Genomic DNA, 26449 nt, shown 5'->3' with positions numbered 1-26449 from the left:
TCGTCAAAACCGAATTCCCGTAGGGACGACGCCAGGAGGGAGCGAGCCCCTCGGGACGCCTTCTTCGCGCCCCGGCTGCGCCACCAGCACGATCGCGGTCGCGGCCCCGGCCGCCGCGAGCACACCCGCGCCCGCGAGCACCCACGGGAGCGCCCCGCCTTTCTTGGCCTCGAGCGTCACGGAGAGCTCACGGCTCTCGGCGTCCCTCAGCGTGAGCTCACGCTCGAATGGCAACTTGCCCGCCGCGGTCACGCGGATCATGTGGCCGCCGCTCTTCAGCGTGCCCGCGTAGCCGCCCGTCGACACGAGCTTTCCGTCGATGTACACGGCCGCTTCTTTGCTGGTGTGAATGGTGAGCTTGGCCTCGTGCGCGACTGCCGCCCGCTCGTCGACCCCGTCGAGGGGGAGGTTTATCGCGATCGTCTCGCCTCCCTTCACCGTCAACCGCACCGAGCGCCCGCCCGACGCGATCACGTGCTCGCCCTTCTTCACCACGAGCGGCTCGCCGAGCGGCGCTTTGCCCACTTCGAGCCCGTCGACCTCGATCGCGTCTCCCGCTTTCGCCTCGACCTTGAGCCGACCGGTCGCCGCCAAGAGCTCACGGTAGATGCCGTCCTCGACCGTCTTTTTCAGAGCGGGCGGCGCGTCGCTCGCCAAGAACTGCTTGCAGTGTGCAACGGCCTCGGGCTCGAGCCCCAGGTGCTGCTCCACGACGCACAAATTCAGGAACGTCTTCGACATCGGGCGCATCGACAGCGCCTCGAGGAACTTCATGCGCGCGCCTTCGTAGTTGCCACTCTTCGTCAGCGCCGTGCCTTGCGCGTGTTTCGCCTCGGCCGCGTCGTCGGCGCGCGCGGGCATGGTGTGGAGCGCGACCGCCAGGGCGACGAGCGCGGCGCCGAGGGCCCTCTCGGGGCGCGAGCTTCTGCGGGGTGAACGGGATCGTGTCGTCGTCGTCGGCATACGACGGGCATACGGACGTGCGATCGGCGCCGCAAGCCGCCGCACGTGGGATCGCTACGCCGCCCGAGAAAACAAGGGTGTTCGTGAGGAAACGCGCCTGTCCTGTGGCAGCGCCGCCGGTGTCCTGTGGCAGGTCTGCGAGGGTGCGCGGGCCCCCGCGAGAGGCGACCTCACGAAGCCTCGCTCGACCTCAGGGGCAGGGCTCGGGCGCGGGGGGATCCATCGAGTACACGCGGCCGTCGTCCGTCGCGAAGAAGAGTTTGTTGCCCGAGCGGACCACGGCGTACGTGGTGTTGTTCTGGCCACCGACTCCGCCCGTGGAGGGGAAGAGCTGCTTGGGGCTCACCGTGCGGGTCGTGCAGGTGGAGATCGCCATCGGGCCGCTCACGCCGCCGCCCCAGTAGACGTAGTCTTTGTCGGCCGCGAGCTGCGGGCTCACCGAGCCCGTCGCATACGGCACTTGATTGGTCGTCAACGCGTCGGCCGGAGTGGCCGACGGGCTGTCGGTGCGCCGACGGAAGATGCCACCTGCCTGGGTGTCGGGCCGCCCGAGGGTGAAGAAGGTCTCGTCGGCGTTCTGGGCGAATTCGACGCGGCCTTGGTGTCCGTCGTACGGAGCGGGGTAGGTCGCGAAGATCTCGAGGAGTTGGTCCGAGTTCGCGAGCGTGTCCACGGCGCGCCGTATCGAGGGCTCGTTGATGACGAATCCGACGTATACGCGATTTCCCGGGTCGACGAACGCCCCCGACACGATCGGCGGGTCCGGCGGGCGATTGGCAAAAGAACGCCGAGTCTCGAGCGTCGGATAGTCGAGCTCGATGCCACTCGGAACGACCGTCCCGATCCTCGAGCCCGTGACGATCGTGTCTCCCGTGTAGGGTGCGTCGATCGCGGCGCGGGTGTTCGTCGCGAGGTCGTAGCACCATCGCGCGGTCTTCTGGACGATCAGGGTCGACGTGCACGCGCTGAGGCCGGTGGCCGAGAGCGTCAGCGGCAACGTGCCGTTGTCTGCGTCGGCGACCCCGCCAGCCGCCGGTAGCGTCGCGATCTCCGTCGGGGTCGAGACGCCGTTCGGCGACAAAAACCCGAGGCCGATGCGCCCGCGCACCCAGAGGTGGCTCGAGGTGATCGCGAGCCTGCGCGGGTTTTGGAGCTGCGTGAGCCTCGCGAGCAGCGTAGGCCCCTTGGGACCGGCGTCTCCCCCGTCGGGCGTGCCTCCCTCGGGCACTCCTCCGTCGACCGTGGGAGGAGGCGGGTTCGGGGGCTCTTCTTTGTAGTACCGCGGGCGGCTCGGGTCCGACGGGGCCTTGTCTCTCACCGCGCCGTAGAGTCCATTGCACCGAGGCGTCGCCTCGTACTTTTTCTCACATGCCGTCGCCACCGCGATGCGCTCCACCTTCACCGCGGGGTCGGTCGACTTCACGCGCTCGCACGCCTCTTTCGGCAGCGTGTACACACGCGACGCGGCGTCCCACCGTTTGTCCGCGTCGAGCGGCACGAAACACTCGTATCCGTCGCACCCCGAAGCCAGATTACGCACCAGCGCGAAGTTCACCGTATTCCCGATCGACTCGGGAATGGTCACTTTGCACTCGGGATAGTCGGGGACTTTCAGCGTCTGCTCGTTCTTGAAGCAGGCTTCCATGTCGAAGCACACGCCGCCCTCGGCCACGCCCGTCTCTTCGTTCAGGGAGACGCTGCCGCCGAACACGTCTCTCACGAGGTCGCCGTACGTCGTCCGTTGGGGCTCGGCCAGCACCGTGATGCACGCCCCGTCGTCCGAGGTCTCCCCCGTCGCACACGGAGACACGTACCCCGGGAAAAACGCGTCGAACTCCTTGAACGACGCCTCTTCTTCGGTCAGCGCCTTGGGCTTCACCTGGCCTGCGCGGGCCGTCCCGCTCGTGCCGCTCGCGGCTGGGCGTTTCTGCGTCGCCGATAGCCACCCGAGCGGCATCCGCAGCACCGTCAGCTCCTTCGGCGGCACCGTCACGATCGCGTCCCTCACGACGCGGAGCTGCCCATTCTTGTATCCTGCAACTCGAATATGGACGGGCTTGTTCGCCTCTTCGGGCTCCAGGATCGACACCGTCCCGGGGAGCTTCGCGGCGACCTCGGTCGACACGAACGTCCGAAGGCTCGACTTCACCTCCCCGTTCACGCCCACGAACAGACCCACCTCGTCCAGGTCTTGGATCACGCTCATGTCCGTCGTCACGGCCAAGATGACCGCCGTCGGCTCACGCGCGCACCCCGTGTCTCCCACGAGGCCCAGCGCTCCCAGCACCGTGAGACCGACCCCACCGAGAATGCCCTTCAGCGATCGCACGTTCATCGAAGTTCCTCGAAGTTCAGGGGCAGGGCTCGGGGGCGGGCGGATCCATCGAGTAGACGCGGCCGTCGTCGGTCGCGAAATAGAGCTTTGTGCCCGATCGGGCCACGGCGTACGTGGTGTTGTTCTGCGCCCCGGCAGACGGGAATAGGGCCTTCGGAGTGACCGCGCGACGTGTGCACGTCGAGACGGCCATGGGGCCCTGCGCGCCTCCGCCCCAGTAGACATACGCGTCGTCGACAGCGACGGCGGGGCTGATCTCCCCGAGCACGTAGGGCAACGTGACGCCGGGCATCGCGGGAGGCTCGGTCGGTGCGGCGTCGGCGAAGGCGCGACGATGCAAGGTCGCCGAGGCCGCGTCGGGCGCCGGAATGGCGACGAACGCTTCGGTGTTGGTCGCGGCCATCGAAATCACGGGGAACGTCATGCCGACGATGGTCGTCGCGCTCCCGGGGATCGTCATGAGGACGACCGAGTTGGCGTCTGTACCCGAAGCGACGGGGCCCGTCGTCAGTCGGATGAAACCGTCCGTGCCCGGCGACGGCGTCATGGCGACGAGCGCCCTCCCCGACGGCGCGATGGCGGCGCCGACCGAGACACCCTCGACGCCGCCGACCTCCGAGAGGACATTGGCCGGCAAGTCACCTGAGGGCTGCACGACCTTGAGCACGCCGCGAGGTGGGTTCATGAGAGCGGCAGGAGGCCGGGCGAACACGGTCTCGAGGACCGCCACGCGACCCCCGAACGAGACGACACCCGTCACCGCGGAGCTCGCCGTGTAACCGCGCGTGGTGAGGTCGTAACACCACGCCTTCGACTGGATGAGGCTCACCGCGCAGGCGCCATTGCCCGCCGCGGCGATATCGGGATATCCGCCCCCGTCGTCGACGGCGCCCTGGTCCGTGGGCAGAGGGGACACTTCGGTGGGAGTCGATACGCCGCGCCCGTCCAAAAAGGCCATTCCGATACGCCCACGCACCCACACGCGGTCGTTCGCGACCGCGAGCTTTCGTGGGTTCTGGAGCTGCGTGAGCCTACCGAGGAGCGTCGGGAGCTTGGGCCCTGCGTCTCCCCCGTCCGGCGTGCCACCTTCGGGCACGCCTCCGTCGCCCGTGGGAGGAGGCGGGTTTGGGGGCTCTTCTTTGTAGTAGCGCGGGCGGTTCGGGTCCGACGGGGCCTTGTCTCGAACCGCGCCGTAGAGGCCGTTGCACCGAGGCGTCGCCTCGTACTTTCTCTCACATGCCGTCGCCACCGCGATGCGCTCGACCTTCACCGCCGGATCGGCCGACTTCACGCGCTCGCACGCCTCGCGCGGCAGCGTGTACACACGCGCCTGGGCGTCCCATCGTTTGTCCGCGTCGAGCGGCACGAAACACTCGTACCCGTCGCACCCCGAAGCCAAATTGCGCACCAGCGCGAAGTTCACCGTATTCCCAATCGACTCGGGAATGGTCACTTTGCACTCGGGATAATCGGTGACCTTCAGCGTCTGCTCGTTCTTGAAGCAGGCCTCCATGTCGAAGCACACGCCGCCTTCGGCCACGCCCGTCGCTTCGTTGAGCGACACGCTCCCACCGAACACGTCGCGCACCAGGTCGCCGTACGTCGTCACCTGAGGCTCGGCCAGGACGCTGATGCACGCCCCGTCGTTCGACGTCTCGCCCGTCGCACACGGCGAGACGTATCCCGGGAAGAACGCGTCGAACTCTTTGAACGACGCCTCTTCTTCGGTCAATGCCATCGGCTTCACCTGCCCTGCGCGCGCCGTCCCGTTCGTGCCGCTCGTCCCCGGCCGCTTTTGGGTCGCCGAGAGCCACCCGAGCGGCATCCGCAGCACCGTCAGCGCCTTCGGTGGCACCGTCACGATGGCGTCCCTCACCACCTTGAGCTGGCCATTCTTGTATCCTGCAACTCGAATATGGACGGGCTTGTTCGCCTCTTCGGGCTCCAGGATCGACACCGTCCCGGGCAGCTTCGCGGCGACCTCGGTCGACACGAACGTCCGAAGGCTCGACTTCACCTCGCCGTTCACGCCGACGAAGAGGCCTACCTCGTCCAAATCTTGGATCACGCTCATGTCCGTCGTCACGGCCAAGATGACCGCCGTCGGCTCGCGCGCGCACCCCGTGTCTCCCACGAGGCCGAGCGCCCCGAGCGCCGTGAGACCCGCCGCACCAAGCGCCCCTCTCAGCGTTCGCGTCGAGCTTCTCACGTTAGAACCGAAAGCTGGTGGGGACGATACCAGGCGGAAGAGATCCCTTGGGCACTCCCTCTTCGCGGCCGGGCTGCGCGGCAAAGACGATCGCGGTCGTCGCCCCGGCGGCGGCCAAGACACCGGCGCCCACGAGCACCCAGGGCAATACGCTGCCCTTTTTGGCCTCGAGCGTGACCGAGAGCTCGCGATTTTCGGCGTCTTTCAGGGTGAGCTCGCGCTCGAACGGCTCGAAGCCAGAGGCCGTGACGCGGATCATGTGGCCACCGCTCTTGAGCGTGCCGGCATATCCGCCCGTCGATACCAGCTTTCCGTCGATGTAGACCGTGGCGTCTTTGCTGGTGTGAATGGTGAGCTTGGCCTCGTGCGCAACGGCCGCGCGCTCGTCGACCCCGTCGAGGGGGAGGTTGATGGCGATCGTCTCTCCGCCTTTGACGGTCAATCGCACCGAGCGGCCGCCCGACGCGATCACGTGCTCGCCCTTCTTCACCACGAGCGGCTCGGTCAGCGGCGCTTTGCCCACTTCGAGCCCGTCGACCTCGATCGCGTCTCCCGCTTTCGCCTCGACCTTGAGCCGACCGGTGGCCGCCAAGAGCTCACGGTAGATGCCGTCTTCGACCGTCTTTTTCAGGGCGGGGGCGGCGTCGCTCGCCAGAAATTGCTTGCAGTGCGCAATGGCCTCCGGCTCGAGCCCCAGGTGTTGCTCCACGACGCACAAATTCAGGAACGTCTTCGACATCGGGCGCATCGACAGCGCCTCGAGGAACTTCATCCGCGCGCCTTCGTAGTTGCCACTCTTCGTCAGCGCCGTGCCTTGCGCGTGTTTCGCTTCGGCCGCGTCATCGGCGCGAGCCGGCGCCGCGACGCTCGCCACCGTCAGGGTGACAAGGAGCGGAATAGTCTTAAGAAAACGTGCGGCGCGCATGGCCCCTCCCGAAAGTGAGCTTAGAGACTAAGCGAGCCGCGACACCCAATCAAGTGACGCGGCACGTCGGCATGTGATTTCTGAGATGGGGGGACGTGCCCCCGCTACTTGTTGAGATCGAGCTCCGCGGCGGTCTCCCCGTCTTTCCCGGCGGTGGAGGGTGTTGTTGCGCCCGGCCCGGTCTCTCCCGGATCGCCGCCCTTGGCCGCGGTCGCCGCGGGCTCGGCCTTGACGCCCTTCTGGGTCGGCTTCGTGCCCGAGTAGGCGACGGCTACGGAGTGCCCACCCGCGCCACCTCCGCCGCCTCCACCCTGGCCACCTTGGCCTCCAGGGCCGCCGGTACAGCCGATCCCCAGAGAGGCAGGCGCACCAGCCGCGCCGCCCATTTGGCCGGTTTGGCCTCCGGAGCCCGCGCCGCCTTTGCCGCCGGTCCCCGCCTTCACCGTCACGTTCTCCAGCGTCACCGTCGCGCCGAGCGACAACACGCCGAAGCTCGAGCCGCCGCTCTGGCCGCCCTGCCCCTTCGCTCCACCGCAGCCCCCGCAGCCACCGCCACCACCACCGCCCACGGTCGCAGACGCTCCGCCCGACCCACCACCTCCGCCTTGACCTGGGCGCGCCGTCTGCCCAGACGCCCCGCGGCTCACTTGCCACTTCCCACCCTCGATCCGTCCTGGAGACGTGGCACCCGCCCCACCGTTCGCGCCAGGCGCCGCGGCACCGGAACGACCATTGGCACAATCCGTGCCATCGAACACACCGCCTTTACCGGCAGTCGCGGGAGCTCCCGGGACTGCCGTCTTTCCCTCCGCGCCAGGCGCGCCACCGGCCACATCGCCGATGCCGCCTTTGCCCCCTTCGACCACCAGCCCGGGCGTCTCTACGCACAGATTCGCGCAAGTCTGCACGGCCCCGCCCGCATTTCCGCTCGCGTTGCTGCCCTTGATCTTCGGGTCGCTCGCGTCGAGCGCAACGTCGTAGTTCGTGCCGGTCGTGCCGCCGGCACCTGGAGCCCCGGCTCCCGCCGTCACAGTCCCGCCAATCACCTTCAGGTCGACTCCACTCTCGGCGAGGATTCCGATGCTCGATTCCCCTTCCGCTGCGGCGTCCGTGGCCCTCACGTTCACGCCGTTCAGTGTCACGGCTCCGCTCTTCGCCGTGAGCCCCACGGGCTTGCCGCTCGCGAGCGTCGTCGCTCCGCCAGCCTTCCCGAAGTCACACGACACGCCGCCGTAGAGCCCCACAGTTCGCTCGATCCCGAGTGCCTCCGCGTACGTCCCCTCGCACGCCGCGACCAGAGGCTTCGAGCCCTGGAGCGCTTTGCCGATCGTTTTGTAGGGCAGCTGCTTCGTGCCGGGGTTGGCGTCGTTCCCGTTCGGTGACACGAACGCCCACACCTCGTCCGTGAAACACTTTTCGGGGTTCTTCAATGGCTCCTTCACCGACTCGCACCCGGGCGGGTTCGGCACGTTCGAGTCCGGGCCGGCGTCGGGAATGGTCCCATCGGGGGTGGGGCCGTCGGCGGTGGAGCCGTCGGCGTCGCATTTGGCGTAGGCGCAAATGTCGGCCTCGAAGGAGGCGCAGCCGGCGAAGAGCGCGCCCGTGGCGGCGAGGGTCACGACCACGAGACCAAGTGTAGCTTCTCGGCGCATCTCAGAACCTCCCGACGACGGTGACGCCCGCACGGCCCGGCTCGAGCTCGGGGATGACGGTGGTGAGCCTCGCGGTCTTTCCTGCGGGGCGCTCTTGCCAGGGCGCGATCACGGCCGTCGCGATCACAGCGCCGAGCAGCGCCGCGCCGCCGACTCCATAAGCAATGTACGAGCCCGTCCGCAGGCCTTTTCCGCCCGAGAGCGCGTCGTTCAAGTCTTGGCAGGCCGGGTCGCTCGTGCCCGCACACGTGCGCCCCGTGGTGCGCGCGTCTTCGAGCGTGGTGGCCTTGCCCGAGGCAAGCACCCCGAGCACGACCCCGCGCCGACTCCCGCGACGCCGATCCCGGCGAGCACACCGGGGGCGACCCAACTTCCCTTTTTCGTCTCTTTGGGGGGGGCCGCGTCGTGGCCTTCGAGTGGCAATTTGACGGTCACGCTCTCGCCGCCCTTGATGACGACCTTGACGACCTTGCCGCCCGCCGAACACTCGTGCTCGCCGGCCTTCAAGTCGATGGGCACCGTGAGCGGGGCCGTGCCGACGACGCGGCCGTCGACCTCGATTTTTTGGCCGGGCTGCGCCTCGAAGCGGACGCGCCCGGTGGCAAGCTCGAGCTCACGCAAGATGCCGTCTTGGACGGTCTGGACCATGGCCGGGTCGGCATCTTTCGCCGTGAGGAACTGCCGGCAGTGTTTGATGGCCTCTTGCTCGAGCTTGAGCTGCTGCTCGACCACGCAGAGGTTCAGCATCGTCTTTGCCATCGGGCGCAGGCCGAGGGCCTGCAAAAACCGCAGGCGCGCGCCTTCGAACTCGCCGCGCTTCGAGAGCTCTTTGCCCTCTTCGTTCTTCGCTTCGGCCTCGTCGGCGTAGGCGAGCCCCGAGGCCCCCATGGCCCCCGCGAGGACCAAGACCCCAAAAACCCTGGAAAAAAGTGCGTTCTTCGTGCGCGTCATACGTTCCCCTAAGGCCCCGGTGGCCGCAAGCCGGCCCGGAAGCTTAGCGCCTCGGCGCGTTTCGCCCAACAAAACCCCCCGCGCGGCGCTCACGATTTACGCCCGCGCGCGGTTTCGTCAGCTTTTTTGGCGCTCGCCGAAGATCGCGGTGCCCACGCGCACGTAGGTCGCACCTTCGGCCACCGCGACCTCCATGTCCGCGCTCATGCCCATCGAGAGCTCGGGGAGGCCGGGGGCCGTCACGTTTCGGAGGGTGCGCAGCGTCGAAAAGACACGCCTCGCGGCCTCGAGATCGTCGGCCGGGGGCATGCTCATGAGCCCCACGAGGGCGAGGCCCTCTTCGGTCCTCACGCGGGCGAGCACGTCGGGCAATTCGGACGGAGCCACGCCGCTCTTCTGCGCCTCGCCGCCCACGTTCACCTCGACGAGCACGCGCAGGGGCAGGTCGCTCCGGCCGGTGGCCCGAGCCCGCTTGCCGAGCTCGGCCGCGAGGGAGGCCGAGTCGACCGAGTGCACGACGTGGGCATATTTGGCCACGATTTTGGCTTTGTTCGACTGCAAATGGCCAATGAAGTGCCACTCGATGTCTCTCAGGTCGGCGAGCTCCTCGGCCTTCTCGGCGAGCTCTTGGGCGTAGTTTTCGCCGAAACGTCGCTCCCCGAGCGCGTACGCCTCGCGGATGGCCGAGGCCGGGTGCATCTTCGATACACACACGAGCCGCACCGAGCCCTCGGGCCTCCCGGCTGCATGCTCCGCCGCAGCGAGCCGCTCTTTGACCGCGCCGAGGCGCGCCTGCATGGTGTCGAAGGTCACGGTCACCTCTTCGCTTTTTTGGCCCTCGCGCGGGCGTGCCACACCATCACGTCGCTCTCGCGCGTGAGGGGCCCACCGAAGAAATCGCCGTACACACGCGCGCCGGGGAAGCCATTGTAGTGGAGCAGCGTCTCCCATTCACCCGGGTAAAATTGCCTATGCGCGAGCGGCGTGGCGAACGCCGGGCGGGCCTTGTCCTCGGGGAAAAACTGCATCGTCACCACGAGCACCTGGGTGCTCGGGTCGAAATCGAAGAGCTCTTTGTACCGGACCTTGCCCTCGGTCGGGTGGCGGAACGGGGGCGCGCCGTAGGGCGACTCGGGATCACGCGCGAGGTTCTCGGCGAGCGGGATCGAGAGGTCGACCACGAGCTCGCCGTCGGGCAAGAGGTGGCGTTTGGCCGTGGCCAAGAAGCGCTCGACGTCGTCCCTCGTGTAGAGGTGGAGGGCCGTGTTGAACGGGCAAAATACCCGCGAAAATCGCCGCGAGAGGCGCACGTCGCGGATGTCCCCTTCGACGAGGGTCACACGCGCCGCGACCTCGGGGGGCTCGGCCGCGAGCCGCGCGCGCAGATCCTCGAGCATGGGGCGCGAGTGATCGACCGCCCACACCTTCACACCGTGCCTCGCCATGGGCAGCGTGATGCGGCCGTTGCCCGCGCCGAGCTCGAGCACCGGGCCCTTCGACGCGAGCGCCTCGGTCACGTAGTAGCCGACGTCGGCGTCTCGTGAGGCGTAGGTCTTCGTGTAGTAGGCCGGGTCGGCGTAGTGCGCGAACGAACCGAGCCGAAATAAACGAGCGCGCGCATCGGCCTTGGTCTCGGCCGAGCGCGCGCGGGTCTTCGGGCGGCGCGGGGCAGCCCTGTCGGCGCTCACAGACTCGAGCGAGCCTGGGAGTCGATCCACTCGGAGACGACGTCGTTCGCGGCGCGGTCGTAGTGGACCTTGCCGGCGGCGATCTCGCGGAGCGCAGTGACGGCGGCCTTGTTCTTCGAGGGGACGAGCGAGGGCTGGCCCTTCATGAGCTGGCGCGTGCGGCTCGCCGCGAGCAGAACGAGGGCGAAGCGGTTCTCTTCACGCTCGAGACAATCTTCGACGGTGACACGGGCCATGGCTCACTAACCTCTCGAAAAAGCGGGGAAAAACCCCGGGGGATGGTGGTTCTAGCGGGCTTTTCGCCGCGCCGCAACTGCACGCCTGTTTAGACTCCAGGCTTCAGCCGGTAGACGACGGCGACGACGACCACGACCCAGAGCACGAGGTTCAGGACGAAGGGCACGTCGCTCAGCATCTCTTGGGTGGGGCTCTCGGCGCGCTTGCCGCGGCCGGCCTTGCCCGAGACGAGCATGAGGAAGCGGCCGATGCCGAAGAGCGTGAAGGGAGCCGTCATCCAGAGGCTGTCGGAGTTGAAGAACTCGCGGGTCGCCGGGTCGAGGGTGTACGCAATGTACGTGACCGCCGTAGCCGTGCCGGTGATGCCGAGGGCCACGTTGAGCGAGGTCTTCGTGTAGGCCTCGAGGGCCGCGCGCTGCTTGCCCGCGTGCTCTCCTTCGAGCTCGTGGCGGCGCTTTCCGAAGCCCAAAAAGAGGGCCAAGAGCGCCGTGCAGGCGATCATATAGAAGGAGATTTTTGGGGTGTTCGTCGCGTAGCCGCCCGCGAGGACGCGCAGCACGAACCCGAACGCGATGAGGCCCACGTCGAGGAAGGCCACCTTCTTCAGCTTGAAGCTGTAGGCGAGGTTCTCGAGGAAGTAGACGAGCGCGACCGCGGCGAAGCGGAGATCGACCTTCAGGGCGACGGTGAGCGAGATCAGCACGAGGCCGACGGCCATGCCGCGCGCCACCGGGAGCGGGACCTCACCGCTCGGGATGGGGCGCTTGCGCTTCACCGGGTGGATTTTGTCGGCTTCGACGTCGACCAGGTCGTTGATGGTGTAGACGGCGCCCGCGAGCAGGCAGAACACGAACGTCGCGACGAGCGCGCGGCCCGTGACGAGCAAGTTCAACGCTGGAACGCCGCCAGGGCCCGTCACGAAGACGTCCTTGTGGAAGAACATCGGCGCGAGGACGAAGAGATTCTTCACCCACTGGTGCGGGCGGATCGTCTTGATGAGCCCTCGAAGCATACGAGCCGCCGTATACCAACGCTTGGGCCGATGCGAGAAACAATCGGACGAGGAAAGGGACCAGGTGGCCCGTTCGGCGGCCAACGACAAGGCTCCCCTTGACGCAGGCCCTCCTCGGGGCCGAAAACCTCGGGGTGAAATTCGCAAGGTTTTCGACGCTTCTGCCCATCGTCGCGCTCGCCCTCGGCGCCTCGGCGCTGCCCGGGGTCGCCGACGCAGCGACCGGGGAGCGCCTGGGCGACCGCCTCGCCAAGATCGCGAGGCTCCGCGACGCCGCTCGAAACGCGAAGGGCCCGCTCGTCTACACGGCGCTTCGCACATTGTGGCAGGAGTACGACCAGGGCGACCCGGCCGAGCTCTCGGCGGCCCTCGACGACCTCGCCGAGGACAAGGCCCTCACCCCCGCGACGCGCGTCTACGCCGGGCTCCTCGGGGCCTACGCGAAGCGCCGACGGGGTGATTTCGACGGGGCTCGTGCGCGTGTCCGCGACCTCGGCTTCGTGGGCTCGTGGCTCGTGGTCGGGCCGTTCGACAACGAGGGCAAGGGCGGCTTCGATCGAGCGTTCGGCCCCGAAGAGGACATCAAGGAGCCGCTCTCGGTGGGGCGCACGTACGACGGGAAAGAGCGCGCGGTCCGGTGGCGCGCGGTGCCCGACGTGGCCCATTTCGGCTGGCTCGACGCGGGCGCCCTCGTGCGCCCCAGCGAGAAGACGTGCGTCTACGCGACGACGTTCGTGCGGGATACACGCAAAGGCCAAGGCCCTCGCACCGTGTCGCTCTGGCTCGGGAGCGCGGGCGCCACCAAGGTCTTCTGGAACGGCGAGAAGGTGCTCGAGGACGCGAAGTACCGCGCGCTCGACGCCGAGCGCTTCGCGACCAAGGTCGTGCTCCGCGAGGGGCAAAACCGCGTCGTCGTGAAGACCTGCGGCGACGAGGACGGAGCCATTTTCTCGCTGCGGATCGGCTCGGCCGACGGCGGAAAAGACCCGTACGTGACGAGCTCGGCCGACACGCAGCTCGCGTCGGAGGCCGCGGCCGTCCGCTTCAAGAAGGACACGACCAAGCCCGAAGGCCCGGCGCTGGAGGGCCCGGTCGCCGCGTTCGAGCGGCTGACCAAGGGCGACGATCCGGCCATGCTCGAGGCCTACGCGCGTTACCTGCTGCTCACCTCGTCCGACGATCCGGCCGAGCGAAAGGCCCGCGCGCTCGCGCGAAAAGCGGCCGACAAGGCCCCCACGGTGCAGAGGCTCCTGCTCGCCGGCGACCTGACCGAGGGGCGCAACCAAGAGGCGACGTTCCTCGATCGCGCGGAAGCGCTCGCGAAGACGAGCTCCTCCGAGGAGGACAAGCTCGACGTTTTGCTCGCGCGTGCGGCCCACGCCAGGGCCGGCACGAATTTCCGCGACGCGATCCCGCACTACGACCGCGTGCTGGCGAAAGACCCCGACAACGTGCGCGCGACCTTGGCGCGCGTCGAGCTCTACGCCGAAGCGAACCTCAAGGAGACCGCCCTCGCCCTCCTCGATCGTGCCCTCTCGCGCCGGCCCAAATCGGTCGCGCTCCTCCGCGCCACGGCCTCGGCCCTCGAGGACATGAACCGGACGAGCGAGGCCGAGGTGCTCGAAGAGCGCTACGCCGCCCTCCGCTTCGACGACCCGCAAATTGCCCAGCGAAAGCTCGATCTCGCGCTCGCGCGGAGGGACACCACGTCGGCCAACCACTGGGTCGGGAGGCTCGTCGCCGCCAACCCCGACAGCGCAGGCGTGCTCGCGCAGGCCGCCCGCACGTACGTGTCGCTCGGGGATCGCCCGAAGGCCATCGCGTCGTACAAAAAAGCCCTCGAGCTCGCCCCCGAGGACACCGACACGATGCGCTCGCTCGCGAACGTGTACGCGATCGGCGGCAACACGGAGGAGCAGCTCCGGCTCCTCAAGAAGGTGCTCGAGCTCCGCCCCCAAGAGAAGGACGTGCGCGAGTACGTGGCCCACACAGAGCCCGAGAAGCCCCGCCCCGACGAGGTGTACACACACCCCGCGAAGGAGTTCCTCGCCCAGCGCGAGGCCCCCGCGGCCGGCCGCGACCGCAGGACCCTGGTCGACATGCAGGTCACGACGGTGTTCCCGAACGGGCTCGCGAGCCGCTACCACCAAGTGGTCTATCAGCCCCTCACCGACGCGGCGGCCGCGCAGGCCCGCGAGTACGCGTTCGGCTTCGAGGCCGACACCGAGACCGTGCAGCTCCGCGGCGCGCGTGTGTACCGCAAGAACGGGCAGGTCGACGAGGCCGCCGAGAGCGGCGACGGGCCGGCCGACAACCCGCAGATCGCGATGTACACGAGCCAGCGCGTCTATTACGTGCACTTTCCCCGTTTGTACCCGGGGGACGTGGTGGAGCTCCTCTACCGCGTGGAGGACGTCGCCCAGCGGAACGCCTTCGCCGACTACTTCGGCGAGGTCGTGTACATGCAGTCGCGCGAGCCCATCGCGCACGCCGAGTACGTGCTGATCACGCCCAAATCGCGCGAGCTCCACTTCAACACGCCGCAGATCCCGGGGATCGTGCGCGCCGAGAGCGAGCAGGGCGACAAACGTGTGTACCGCTACGTGGCGAAGAACGTCGCGCCGCTCGATCCCGAGCCGCTCGAGCCGCCGCTCGCGTCGACGGCCGGCCACGTGCACGTCTCCACGTACAAATCGTGGGACGACATGGGCAAGTGGTACTGGGGCCTCGTCAAAGACCAGTTCGTCGCCGACGACGAGGTGAAGCGCCGCGTGACCGAGGTCACGAAGGGGCTCACGACGCCCGAGGACAAGGTGCGCGCCATCTACGACTACGTCGTCCAGAAGACGCGGTACGTGGCGCTCGAGTTCGGCATCCACGGCTTCAAGCCGTACCGGTGCGCGCAGATCTTCGCGCGGGGCTTCGGCGACTGCAAAGACAAGGCGACCCTCATCGTCACGATGCTCAAAGAGGCCGGCATCCCGGCGACCATCGTCATCTTGCGCACCGGCATGCGCGGCGATTTCGAGGGCGCACCCGCGAGCCTCGCGCCCTTCGATCACGCGATCGCCTACGTGCCCTCGATGAACCTCTACCTCGACGGGACGGCCGAATTTACGGGCTCTCGTGAGCTCCCGGCCATGGACCGAGGGGCGCTCGCGCTCCGCATCCACGAGGGCAAACCCGAGCTCGTGCACCTGCCCGAGCCTCCCCCCGAGGAGAGCGTCACGTCACGGAAGGTCGAGGCGGTGGTCGGCCAAGACGGGTCGGCGACGATCGACTTTCGCGCCGACGTGACCGGCGTGCACGCCCCGAGCTGGCGAAGCCGCTACCACTCGGCGTCGACCCAGAAGAAACGCGTCCAAGAAGACTTGGGCGCGGAGTACCCGGGCCTCGAGCTCACCGACGTGAAATCGAACGACCTCGAGAAGGTCGAGGATCCCGTGTCGTTGCGGGCCAAAGGCAAGGTGTCGCAGCTCGCCAAGAGGGACGGCGACACGCTCACGCTCGCAGCCGGGCCGCGCGAGCACATGGTGCGCGAGTATGCGACCCTCTCGCAACGCAAGCGGGACATGCGGATCTTCTCCCTCACCGCCGAAGAGAGCGACACCACGCTCAAGCTGCCCGCGGGCGCGAAGGTCGTGTCGGCCCCGCGCGCGCAAAAGGGCGATTCGCCCTTCGGGAGCTACGCGGTCGAGGCCGACGTGAAGGGCGCCGAGGTGCGAACGAAGACGCGCGTCGCCCTCAAGAAGGCGCGCATCTCGGCCGCGGAGTACCCGGCGTTCCGCGCGTTCTGCGAAGAGGTGGACCGCGCCCTCGGGCAGCGGGTCACGTACACCGTGGGCAAGTAGCGGCGTCGCCTCGATCGAAGGACGGCTCCCGCGTCGATCGGCAGACGGACGCTCAGCGCGGGACGATCTTGCCCCGTGTGTACCTTCGGCACCCGTCGTCGACCACCGACACCGACGACGCGGTGCCGTTGAGCTCGTACTTCGCGGGCGCTCCGGCGGCGGGTGCGTCGACCTTGAGCGTGAACGCGATGGGATCGCCGTCCTTGAAGTCGGCGAGACCTTCGCGCGAATAGGCGATGCGGACCGACGGGCCGTTCACGAGCGCGTAGTTGCCGAGCTTGCGCTCCGGATCGTTGAAGCGCATCTCGCCACACTCGTTGCGCCAGCAGAACGTCGCGGTCGTACCCTCGAGCGACTTCGGCGGGTCCGTGATGGGGAGATCGCCCGAGAGCTCGCTCGGGATGACCTCGGTCGTGCAGAGGTTGGGGGTCGAGCTGCATGCCGCCGAGAACAGGCTCGCGAGGCAAAGGACCGGGACGAAGGAGGCGAACCGAAGGGACGAAGAGGGCACGATGTTCGACGCATACCAGCTCGCGCTGCCCTCGTGCATCCCCGATGAGGACCTTCGAGGTCCTCGGGCCCTGCCCGTCACTCAGCGTGTGGACACGGAGCTCGACACCTCACCCGCGCGCGCCAAGGCGCGATCGAGCGCGACGGAGCAGCGGTCGACGCGCGCACCGATGGTCACGTCCCCATACGCTACACCGTTGAAATGATGAGCATAATCGCCACGGGAGACGATGGCGACGAGCTCCCGCGTCCGTGCGTCGAGGACGGCGCCGCCCGAGTCTCCGGGTTTCGACGGGCCCTTCACCGTGACGGTGTCGTCTCCCAGGGTCGCGACGTCGCCTCCGCGGGTGGTGCGGCGCTTCGCCTCGAGCACGAGCCCGCCGGCGGTGGTCTTGGGCCAAACGGCCGAGCCGAAGCCTTGGAGCACGTACGTGCCGCGCTCGTGAGGGCTCGCGATCGAGGCGGTCGGCACGTCGGACGGGACCTTGCGTTCGAGCACGAGAGCGGCGATGTCGCGCTCGCCGTCGGCGTGCGGATCGCAGGGAAAAACGGCCGTGACGGCGACACGCCCCCAAGGGAGGTAGTCGCCCCCGAGCTCGACGTGGAACACGCCGGGCACCTTGGTGACCGCGGTCATTTCACCGCCCGGGAGCGTCTCGACGACGCAGTGGCGCGCCGTGAGCACGACGCTCCGGGACACGAGCACGCCCGAGCACGTGCCGTGCCCCGTGTACACACGGACCACGGCATCGTGCTGCGAGGCTTGGCCCTCCGATGGGACACCGAGGGACGTCTCCTCGGCGAGCCGTGAAGGAGAGATCCCCGCGCGCGGTGGCGCACACCCGACGATGGCCGAGGCGAAGAGGCTCACCGCGACGACGAAGAAGCGCACACGAGAAATCGTAGCAGCCGACGCGCGCGGTGCACGTGGGCCGAGCCGACGTCACGAGGCCTTCGGCAGGGACAGCACGGGGCGGAGCGAGTCGACCGAGGCGAGCCGCGGCGACGAGTCCTCCGCACGGGGGCGACGCGTATCCGAGGCTCGCAGCGCCGAGCCCATCACGGCGGCGTACGCCTCGGGAGCGCGGCACCAGAGCACGGCACCCGAAGCATCGCGCACCAGCGCGATCATGCGCTCGATCACGACGAGGGTCTGCGTGAGCGCCCCGGGGACGACGGCGTTGACCGACGTCCACGCGGTGAGCCGCGCGACGACCTCGTCGACGATGACGAAGAAGCGGTAGCTCTCGGCGCGGAGCTCGATCGCCTTGGCCGGGTCGCGGCTCACACGAACGTACACGTCGAGGACGGTCGCGAGGGCGAGCAAGGCGTCGTGCACCTCGTGGCAGACCCGGGCGTCGGCGTGGCGCGCGATGAACCCCTCGAGCGAAGAGCGGAGGGCCTCGGCGTCGGGACCGGTGAGGGACGGGAGCTCGCCCACGATGGCGCGAACCACCTCGAGGACGTGGTCCTGGACGGCCCACATGGTCACCTTGGGGAGCCGGGGCGGCTTGCGGCGAAGGAGCTCGCGGGCGCGCTCTTCGAGGGCGCGGAGGTCCGACGCGAAGGCCGGACCGAGCTCGGGGGCGACCGAGCGGAGGCCACCATGGGCTTCGCAGGGCGCGTGATGGAGCTCGACGACCTCGGCGACCACGAGGGCCTCGTCGAGCAGGACTTCGGGCACGACACGGGCGAACGTGCGATCGATTCGCAGGCGAGCCACGAGGCGTTCGGGGCGGGACTTCTTGTTTTTTGCGGGACGGACGGACATGGGAACCTCCACGCCGCTCCCGTCGGCTGCCGGGCCCCTTCCGTTGCGAAAAAAAGAACGAGGCCACACGTCGGCGTGTGAGACCCTCGAGCACAAGGTGCGCACGAGGCACCGTTCGGGCCTCTTGGGGCCGCGCGCCCCCACGAGCGGCCGTCGCGCCCCCGTCACGTGCGGTTCGTGCCTCGCAAACGCCGAAAAATAGGCAGAATGCGAGTTGGCATCCGACGTGCTCTAGCTCGTCGACGGGGTCGCTGGCCCCGCAAGGAAGGACACCGAAACATGCTTCGCATCTCCACCGTCACGATGGTCCTCGCGTCGCTCACCTCCGCCTTCGTCGCGGTGGGCTGCGGCGGAGACACACCCACGGACACGGGCATCGGCGTCTCTTCGATCCTCTTTATCAAGCGCCAGCACACCGTCGCCGGCCAGAACGGCGCGGTGTCGGTCAACGTGTCGGGCGGGAACGGGCAGGTGCTCGACTACGAGCGCTTCGTGCCGGGCGGCAGCCTGAACCTGCTCTCGCCGGCGCGCCCCGACGGGCAGGTCATCAACCTGACCCAAGACTTTCCGACCGCCGACTTCAACGGGGTCGACGTGTCGTTCGACGCGAAGCAGGCCGTCTTCTCGATGAAGAAGGACGCGAACGACCACTACCACCTCTATACGGTGCAGCTCTCGGCGGTCGACGGCAAGTACGAGGTCCACCAGCGCACGGGCGGAAACCAAGACGACATCAACCCGGTGTACATGCCGGGTGGGCGCATCGCCTTCGTGACCAACCAGATGTACACGGCCATGGGCACCCGCGCCGACGAGTACGAGCACGGCCGCGTGGTCACCCAGCTCGCGACGATCTCGGTCGACGGCGGCGACGCCGACCGCAGGCTCGCCTCGCAGAACCTCTCGCACACCGTGTCGCCCTGGCTCCGCGCCGACGGCAAAGTGGGGTATTCGCGCTGGGAGCACCTCGGCGCCGTCAACGACGTGAAGCTCTTCGCCGCGAACCCCGACGGCACCGGCATGGTCGCCCTCGCGGGTCAGCACGGCAAGCCGTCGACGGCCCTCTTCAACGTGCGCGAGCTGTCGCCGAACGTCATGGTCGGCATCGCGACGTCGCGTAACCGCACGATCCACGCGGGCGCGCTCATCAAGATCGACGCGCGGAACGCGGCCGATCCGGTGTGCCTCGACGACAAGGCCGACAAAACGGGCCGCGCGTGCGTCGACGAGGAGAATGCCAAATACGAAATCCTGACCCCCGACGTCCCCACGGGGAACGGGCCGTCGCCGGTGGGTCGCTACCGCGAGCCTTCGTCTCTCCCGGACGGTCGTATTTTGGTGTCGTGGGCCGACGGCCCCGTGAACGATCTCTCGGAGCTCTCGATCACCCCGCCCGACTTCGGCATTTACATCTTCGACCCGGCCACTGGCAAAAACCAGCTCGTCTACAACGACCGCACCACGTGGGAGCTCGGCGCCCTGCCCGTCGCCCCCCGCAAGGAGCCACCGGTCATCGGCGACATCGTCGGCCCCAAGACCGACACGACCCTGCCGGTGCGCATCGGCTCGGTCGACGTGACCAAGACGAGCCTCAAAGAGCGTGTCCGCGGCGCCCAGCTCGGCGACGGCGTCGACTTCTCCGAGGCCCTCAAGCAGGCCGCCAAGGTGCGTGTGATCGAGGGCTTCTCGAGCGAGGCCGCCAAGGGCGTGACCATGTTCGGCCTCACGATGGACGAGGGCGCGGCGGTGCTCGGTGAGGCCACCGTGAACCCCGACGGGAGCTGGCTCGCCGAGGTGCCCCCGTACATCCCCATCCACCTCCAGCCGATCGACAAGTTCGGCCTCTCGCTCCGCAACCAGCGCACGTGGATCCAGGGCATGCCCGGCGAGGATCGCCGCTGCATCGGCTGCCACGAGAGCCGCACCGGCATCGGGGCGAACCGCCAGGGGCAGCTCCCCACGATCGCCGAGCAGAAGCAGGCCGAGCGCTTCCTCGCACCGGTCGCCGAGCGCACCGAGTACCCGTGGGCGGTCGACACCGCGCAGTACCCGAACGCGAACCCCAAGTCGGTCGTGCAGAAGGTGCTGACCGAGAAGTGCGCGAGCTGCCACTCCGGCGGCGCGGGCGACCCGTTCGCCGGCCGTACGTACACGGTCACGCGCACGGATCCGGGCTCGGGTGCGCAGACGACCTACACCGTCCCCTACCTCGACCTCAGCGATCGCCCCGTCACGGTCGTCTACGACCGACGCGTCGCGAGCTACCCGGCGTCGTACGTGTCGCTCTTCTACCCGGCGGCCTCGGAGATGGGCGGGCGTGGCACCACGGTGACCGGTCAGAAGCCACCGCTCTGGGCCATCCCCAACAACGCGCGTGAGTCGGCCCTCATCAAGAAGCTCAACGTGAAGGCCGCGGACGGCTCGTTCGCGTACGGCACGCCGGCGATGCACCCCGAGGACAAGGGTGTCACCCTCACGGACGAGGAGCGCCAAATGCTCATTCGCTCGATCGACCTCGGTGGCCAGTACTACTCGCGCCAGAACACGGGCTTCGAGCCCTTCAACCAAGACCCCGTCGGCGCCCAGAAATACTGAGGAGAACGATCATGAACACTCGACTTCTCGGCATTCTCGCCATCGGCACCGCCCTCTTCGGCACCATCCTCCACGCGGAGCCCGCCTACTCGGACGACGCCCCCGACCCGGCCGCGGGCACCCGCGCCATCTACGGCAACATCCCGAACGACCAAATCGAGTTCTTGTCCTCGCCCGACCGCATCAAGAGCGCGGTGGCCGGCGGCTCGATGTCGCTCATCTGGGAGACGCTCGAGCACGGCGAGCGCGTCGAGTGCCTCGACTGCATCCCCGCGGTCGAGCCGCTCCTCTACGACTCGAACCCCCAGACGCGCGAGATCGCGGCGTGGTGGCTGCGGCGCCGCATGTTCGGTGTCTTCGGGCCGGGCGAGGCGTACGAGCGCACGGTGAACGCGCTCAAGAGCGACGCGAACCCGGAGCGGCGCGCCAACGCGGCCTACGCGCTCGGCGAGTTCCTCGCGGTGCCGGGCATCGAGGCTTGCAAAGCCGCCATCGAGAACGACAAGGACGCCCGCGTTCGCGCGGCGGCCGCGAGCGCGCTCGGTCGGCTCAACAGCGACGGCCAGGGCGCGCTCTCGAAGGCCATGACCGACGGTGACGCGACCGTGCGCCTCGCGGGCCTCCACTCGGCCGGCCGCGTGAACAGCTTCTCCGACGCCCAAACCGTCGCGAAGCTCTCGGGTGACCCCGACGCGGTGGTGCGCAAGAACGCGGCCGAGCTCCTGGGCTCCCTCCGCGTGACCGACGCGGCCGCCTCGCTCACGGCGCTCGCCAAGAACGATCCGAACGCGGACGTGCGGGGCGCGGCGTGCCACTCTCTCGGGGAGCTCCGCGCAGGCTCTGCGCGCACCGTGCTCGAGGACGTGGCCAAAAACGACGCGAACGGCCTCGTCCGCGACATGGCGACGATGGCGCTTCGTCGGCTGTGACGGCCTGCTACGACGTCTGAGCTAGCAGCCTGTTGATTTTCGGACCGAGGCCGTTCGATGTCCGCGCCCGACCCGCCGAGGCGCGATCCGAGGAGCGTCCGGAGCCTACTTGTGTAGGTGAGGACGACCCTTGGAAGTCCCCGACGGGGGACGCACCGCAGGATCGCAACGAAGGCGGTCGGGATGCGGCGGCGAGCGGCCGATGGGAGAAAATCAACGGGCTGCTATGGCCGGGCTCGACGTCGCGTCGGGCCCGGTTCGTTTTTCCGAGATCGCCGTTCCGCATGATTTTTGGGCGATTTTCGGCGTACCATCGGTGTCGGAGGTCTTGACGTTGAGTACCCACAGCCGCTCCAAAGGGTCTTTCTACGCGTCCCTGTCGGTGAGCTGCGCGGCGCTCGTGGCGCTCCTCCCCGCCGCGTGCTCCGACAAGGAGATCCCGAAGTCGACGTACTTCGAGCGCACGATCGCCCCGGTGCTCTCGACGTCGTGCGTGCGCGCCAACACCGGCGCCGGATGCCACGTGGCCGACGACCGCGGCAACGCCCTCGGCAACCTCGACGTGGCCAGCTACGCGCAGCTCGTGAAGCGGCGCGACCTCCTGCTCGACTACGGCCCGTACGGCCAGCCGGCGTTCCTCGTGAAGAACGTCGAGCCGTTCCAGGTTCGCCTCCAATCGTACGACGGCAAGGTCACGACGGTCACGACCGACATCAAACACGCGGGTGGCTCGATCTTCGACGGGACCTCGAGCGGATACCAGACGCTCCGACGCTGGATCCAGAACGGCGCCTCCGAGAACAACGCGGGCCCCCCCAAGACCAACGTCGAAAAACGCCCCTGCAACCCCGAAGTGCCGGCAGGGCCCGACGTCACCAAAGATCCGGCGACTCCCGACTTCGCGCTCTTCAAGGACAAGGTCGGCCCTGCGCTGAAAGAAGGCTGCGCCGCGGGCAACTGCCACGGAACACCGAGCAACACCCTCTATCTCACCTGCAACGACACCCCCGAGCAGGTCCGCTGGAACTACTACGCCGCGCGTGACTACCTGGCGCAACGCCCCGAGGACAGCGAGCTCTTGCGGAGGCCTCTCGCTCCTGCGCAGGGCGGCGCGTTCCACGAAGGCGGCGTCGTCTACGACTCGCCGGACGCCGCGGGGTACGCCTCGATCCGTGAGTGGGCCATCGCGCACGGACCGCCGAAGCCCCCCACCGAAGATCCCGCGTTCGCCTTCTTCGCGCAGCGGGTGCAGCCCATGTTCGTCAAGAAGGGCTGCATGATGGTGCAGTGCCACTCGGCGGCCATGTTCCACGATTTCCGCCTCCGCGGCGGCTCGGGAGGGAGCTTCTCGCTCTCGGCGACACGAAAGAACTACGAGCTCTCGCTCCACCAGATCGCCCCCGAAGGCGAGGATCCCGCCGCGAGCCGCCTCATTCGCAAGAACCTCTACCGCGCCGAGGCGTGCTCGGGGAACGGCTGCGACCGCGCGAGCGGCATCCTCCACCGCGGCGGGCCGCTGCTCGAAGACTTCCGCAACGACGTGGCGCTGCCCGAGCGCTGCCAGGCGACGCCCGCGTACGACTACGACAACGGCGACCTCGACAAGATCCCGGCCTACTGCGTGATGATCGAGTGGATCCGGCGCGAGCGCGAGGTGTCGAAGCCCACACCGTTCTCGGCCATCGTGTACGTGCGGCGACCACTCGCCCAAGTGCCTGGAAAGCCACAAGATTTCGACGTGTACCAGCCGGGCGCCGACCTCCGACGGATCGCCGTCACGACCGCCGCGAACGGCACCATCACGCCCGGCGCCGACGGCTCGCTCAGCCAAGGGTGCGGCCTCGACCCGGCCACGGCCGACGTGCGACGCCCCGCCGTCTCGTGGGACGGAAAGAAGATCGCGTTCGCCGCGCGGAGCTCCGCGACCGAGCCGTTCGCCATCTACGAGATGAACGCGGACGGGACGGCCTGCGCGAAGCACCCCGAGATCAACGCCGGGCCCCCGAGCCAAAACGGGATTCTGATTCACAACTTCGATCCGGCCTACGCGCCGCCCGAGGGAGGCCGCTCGCAGCTCGTGTTCGCGTCCACGCGGGGCAACCTGCCGAACCCCTCGTTCGACTACCAAGGACCGCAGCGCACTCCGTCCGACCCGTCGAAGCCGAACTCGAACCTCTACGTCTTCGAGCGCGACGGGGCCGGGACGCGCATTCGCCAGCTCACGTACCTGCTCAACATGGAGCGCGAGCCGAGCTTCATGGCCGACGGGCGGCTCATCTTCACGACCGAGAAGCGCGCGCCTGGGTTTTACCAACTCGCGCTCCGGCGCATCAACATGGACGGCGCCGACTACCACCCGCTCTTCTCGCAGCGCGGCTCGGTCGGGTATTCGCAGTCGACGCGCGTCGTCGAGCTCTCCCAGAAGGACCTCGTCGCCGTGTTCAGTGAGCCCGGGGTTCCGTTCGGTGGCGGCACGTTGGGTGTCGTGAACCGCTCGATCGGCATCGACTTCCAGAGCGCCAACCCCGCCGACTATCCGCTCGATCCGTCGGTCATCGATCCGGCGTCGCGGACCTCGGTCGATCCGCAGTTCTTCTTGAGGTCGCTTCGCTTCGTCGACGGCACGGTCTCGGGCCGGAGGGGGCAGCCGACCGCGGGCCTCTACACCACGCCGGCCGCGCTCCCGAACGGGCAGATCCTCGCGAGCTTCGGAGCGGCCGCCGACACGGCCTCGTTCAACGGGGACTACGACGTCGTCGTCGTCGATCCGAACCGCGGCGGTCGCCAGAAGCTCTTCGGCGAGGCGGGCACGGCCGAGATCGACGCCGTGGCCGTCTACGGGAAAGTCTCGCGCGGGGTGTTCAAGTCGACGACCGACGAAGCCAACGCGAACACGCGAATCCTCCCCGGGAAGTCGGAGGCCGACATCACCGTGCTCAGCATGCCGGTGCTGGCGTCGCTCCTCTTCCAGAACACCCCGACGGGGCGCCCCCTCGAGAACGACGCCAAAGAGTTCGAGGTGTACGAGGATCTCCCACCTCCACTCGAGATCGCTTCTCACGACGCCGCCGGCGCCCAGTCGGTCCAAGACCCGTTCGGCAAGGTATTCGTGCGACGGCGCTCGCTCGGCAAAGTGCCTATCGAGGGAGACGGCTCGGCGCACTTCCAGATCCCGGGCGGTGTGCCCATCGTGCTCCGGCTCCCCGATACGCAGCTCTCCGGCGAGCGCAAATGGCCCCGCTACCAGCGGGAGCAAATGTCGTTCGCGCCGGGCGAGTACTCGAACCAATCGTTCCGGGCCGAGCTCTTCGACGGGCTCTGCGCGGCGTGCCACGGGAGCGTGAGCGGTCTCGCGATCGACTCGGCCGTTCGCCCCGACGTGCTCACGCAGGCCTCGCAGGTCGTGGCCAAGGGGTCGTCGCCCGCGAACTTGAGCCGCCCGCCGAACGAGCGCGGGAAGATCGAGGGCGCACCCCCGTCGCCCTAGCAGCCTGTTGATTTTCGGACCGAGGCCGTTCGATGTCCGCGCCCGACCCGCCGAGGCGCGATCCGAGGAGCGCCCGGAGCCTACTTTTGTAGGTGAGGACGACCCTTGGAAGTCCCCGACGGGGGACGCACCGCAGGATCGCAACGAAGGCGGTCGGGATGCGGCCGCGAGCGGCCGACGACCCTTGGAAGTCCCCGAAGGGGGATGGGAGAAAATCAACGGGCTGCTAACGGGCTCGCGATGGCGAGGCGGTGTCGGGCCGCCTCGCGCTACTCGAAGACGACGAGGTCGTCGCGGTGAACGAACACGTGATCGTCGGCGTCGGCCTTGGTGCCGGCGAGGCGCGTCGCGTCCTCGAAGGAGAAGCGCGCGAGACCGCGGCCGATCTCCTTGCCCTCCGACGAGACGAGGCGGACCGAGTCGCCCGCGCGAAAGTCGCCGCGGACCCCGAGCACCCCGACGGCGAGCACGCTCCGGCCCTTGTCGCACACGGCCCGCGTGGCCCCCGGGTCGAGCACCAAGGCGCCCCTCGGGCGAAGGGTGAAGGCGATCCACGCGCGCTTCGCGGAGAGGCGCTTCTTCTGGGCGTGGAACCACGTGCCCACGTCTTTCCCGGCGAGCACGTCGGTCACGATGCCGGGCTCGCGGGCGTCGGCGATGACCACGTGGGCGCCCGTCAAGGTGGCTTGCCTCGCCGCTTCGAGCTTGCTCTCCATGCCCCCCGTGCCTTCGGCGCTCTTGCCCTTACGGACGAGGGCCACGGCCTCGCGCTCGATGTCGGACACCTCGGGGACACGCTCGCCCTTCGCGTCGAGCAGGCCTGGCACGTCGGACAGGAGCACCAAGAGATCGGCGTCGACGATGGGCGCGACGAGGGCGGAGAGCTGGTCGTTGTCGCCGAACTTGATCTCTTCGACCGAGACCGAGTCGTTCTCGTTCAAGACGGGCACGGCGCGGGCGTCGAGGAGCGCGGAGAGCGCGGCGCGGGCGTTGTTCACGCGGGTGCGATCGGCGAGATCGGCGTGCGTGAGGAGCACCTGCGCGACGGCGATTTTGCGCGCGCCGAACGCCTCTTCGTAGGCGCGCATGAGGAGGCTCTGGCCCGCGGCGGCCGCGGCTTGGAGCTTGGCCATCTCCTTCGGACGAGACCTGTAGCCGAGCTTCTTCGTGCCGAGGGCGATCGCGCCGCTCGAGACGAGCACGATCGACCGACCGCCTTCATGGGCCCGCGCGATGGCGTCGGCGAGGCGAGTGAACACGCCGCCGTCGTTCGCGAGGGTGCGCGAGCCGACCTTGACCACGATGCGACGAGCCGAACGGATGGGGGAGCGCAT

At 68.5% G+C, this 26449-nt stretch carries 19 protein-coding genes; 4 read left to right on the top strand and 15 right to left on the bottom strand.

Going from position 1 to position 26449, the window contains the following annotated elements; translation table 11 throughout:
- Positions 1-3: 3 nt before the first annotated feature.
- The 11 genes from IPK71_08635 to IPK71_08585 all read right to left on the bottom strand — a co-directional run bounded on the left by IPK71_08635 (position 4) and on the right by IPK71_08585 (position 11972).
- Positions 4-963 (bottom strand): hypothetical protein, encoded by a 960-nt coding sequence (locus IPK71_08635; GenBank protein MBK8213803.1) that lies wholly within the window; start codon positions 961-963, stop codon positions 4-6.
- Positions 964-1153: 190 nt separating this feature from the next.
- The gene (locus IPK71_08630) at positions 1154-3298 is read right to left on the bottom strand and encodes a hypothetical protein (GenBank protein MBK8213802.1); all 2145 of its coding nucleotides are present in this window, start codon (positions 3296-3298) and stop codon (positions 1154-1156) included.
- 16 nt (positions 3299-3314) lie between these two features.
- Entirely contained in the window at positions 3315-5507 is a 2193-nt protein-coding gene (locus tag IPK71_08625; protein ID MBK8213801.1) for a hypothetical protein, read from the bottom strand.
- Between the two features lies 1 nt (position 5508).
- Entirely contained in the window at positions 5509-6432 is a 924-nt protein-coding gene (locus IPK71_08620; protein ID MBK8213800.1) for a PEGA domain-containing protein, read from the bottom strand.
- A 104-nt stretch (positions 6433-6536) separates the two neighbouring features.
- Entirely contained in the window at positions 6537-8084 is a 1548-nt protein-coding gene (locus IPK71_08615) for a DUF1565 domain-containing protein (protein MBK8213799.1), read from the bottom strand.
- 1 nt (position 8085) lies between these two features.
- Positions 8086-8298: a hypothetical protein gene (locus tag IPK71_08610; GenBank protein ID MBK8213798.1), complete on the bottom strand. Its 213-nt coding sequence runs from the start codon at positions 8296-8298 to the stop codon at positions 8086-8088.
- Positions 8295-9035: a hypothetical protein gene (locus IPK71_08605; protein ID MBK8213797.1), complete on the bottom strand. Its 741-nt coding sequence runs from the start codon at positions 9033-9035 to the stop codon at positions 8295-8297. The genes IPK71_08610 and IPK71_08605 overlap by 4 nt, the downstream gene beginning before the upstream one ends.
- Positions 9036-9152: 117 nt before the next feature.
- Entirely contained in the window at positions 9153-9833 is a 681-nt protein-coding gene (locus IPK71_08600) for a YggS family pyridoxal phosphate-dependent enzyme (protein MBK8213796.1), read from the bottom strand.
- Positions 9834-9850: 17 nt separating this feature from the next.
- Positions 9851-10723, bottom strand: a complete 873-nt coding sequence (locus IPK71_08595; protein ID MBK8213795.1) for a class I SAM-dependent methyltransferase — start codon at positions 10721-10723, stop codon at positions 9851-9853.
- Positions 10720-10959 (bottom strand): DNA-directed RNA polymerase subunit omega, encoded by a 240-nt coding sequence (locus IPK71_08590; GenBank protein MBK8213794.1) that lies wholly within the window; start codon positions 10957-10959, stop codon positions 10720-10722. Before IPK71_08590 ends, IPK71_08595 begins: the two co-directional genes overlap by 4 nt.
- Positions 10960-11048: 89 nt before the next feature.
- Entirely contained in the window at positions 11049-11972 is a 924-nt protein-coding gene (locus tag IPK71_08585) for a UbiA prenyltransferase family protein (protein MBK8213793.1), read from the bottom strand.
- A gap of 98 nt (positions 11973-12070) precedes the next feature.
- Here IPK71_08585 and IPK71_08580 point away from each other — a divergent pair, with 98 nt between their 5' ends.
- Positions 12071-15823 carry a DUF3857 domain-containing protein gene (locus IPK71_08580; GenBank protein ID MBK8213792.1) on the top strand — a complete coding sequence of 1251 codons (3753 nt, stop codon included), beginning with the start codon at positions 12071-12073 and terminating at the stop codon, positions 15821-15823.
- 52 nt (positions 15824-15875) lie between these two features.
- On the opposite strand, the gene IPK71_08575 is transcribed toward IPK71_08580, so the two are convergent.
- Genes IPK71_08575 through IPK71_08565 form a run of 3 tightly spaced genes read right to left on the bottom strand, consistent with a single transcriptional unit; the run spans position 15876 to position 18104 of the window.
- Positions 15876-16373 (bottom strand): hypothetical protein, encoded by a 498-nt coding sequence (locus tag IPK71_08575; protein ID MBK8213791.1) that lies wholly within the window; start codon positions 16371-16373, stop codon positions 15876-15878.
- 42 nt (positions 16374-16415) lie between these two features.
- Positions 16416-17225: a trypsin-like serine protease gene (locus IPK71_08570; protein MBK8213790.1), complete on the bottom strand. Its 810-nt coding sequence runs from the start codon at positions 17223-17225 to the stop codon at positions 16416-16418.
- Positions 17226-17276: 51 nt separating this feature from the next.
- Complete coding sequence (locus tag IPK71_08565; GenBank protein MBK8213789.1) at positions 17277-18104, bottom strand: hypothetical protein; 828 nt, start codon at positions 18102-18104, stop codon at positions 17277-17279.
- Positions 18105-18383: 279 nt separating this feature from the next.
- On the opposite strand from IPK71_08565, the gene IPK71_08560 reads away from it, so the two are divergent.
- From IPK71_08560 to IPK71_08550, 3 genes are all read left to right on the top strand, one after another.
- A complete protein-coding gene (locus IPK71_08560; GenBank protein ID MBK8213788.1) occupies positions 18384-20699 on the top strand; it encodes a hypothetical protein in 2316 nt (771 codons plus the stop codon).
- Between the two features lie 11 nt (positions 20700-20710).
- Positions 20711-21628 carry a HEAT repeat domain-containing protein gene (locus IPK71_08555; protein MBK8213787.1) on the top strand — a complete coding sequence of 306 codons (918 nt, stop codon included), beginning with the start codon at positions 20711-20713 and terminating at the stop codon, positions 21626-21628.
- Positions 21629-21962: 334 nt separating this feature from the next.
- The gene (locus IPK71_08550) at positions 21963-25115 is read left to right on the top strand and encodes a hypothetical protein (GenBank protein ID MBK8213786.1); all 3153 of its coding nucleotides are present in this window, start codon (positions 21963-21965) and stop codon (positions 25113-25115) included.
- A gap of 269 nt (positions 25116-25384) precedes the next feature.
- Here the strand turns inward: IPK71_08550 and proB are convergent, their stop codons facing one another.
- On the bottom strand, positions 25385-26449 hold the full coding sequence (proB, locus tag IPK71_08545; GenBank protein MBK8213785.1) for a glutamate 5-kinase: 1065 nt from the start codon (positions 26447-26449) through the stop codon (positions 25385-25387).

It is taken from the genome of Myxococcales bacterium, assembly GCA_016712525.1.
Lineage (GTDB): Bacteria > Myxococcota_A > Polyangia > Polyangiales > Polyangiaceae > JAAFHV01.
Note: the sequence above shows the minus strand (reverse complement) of the source record. Positions and strands in the feature narration are given on the sequence as shown.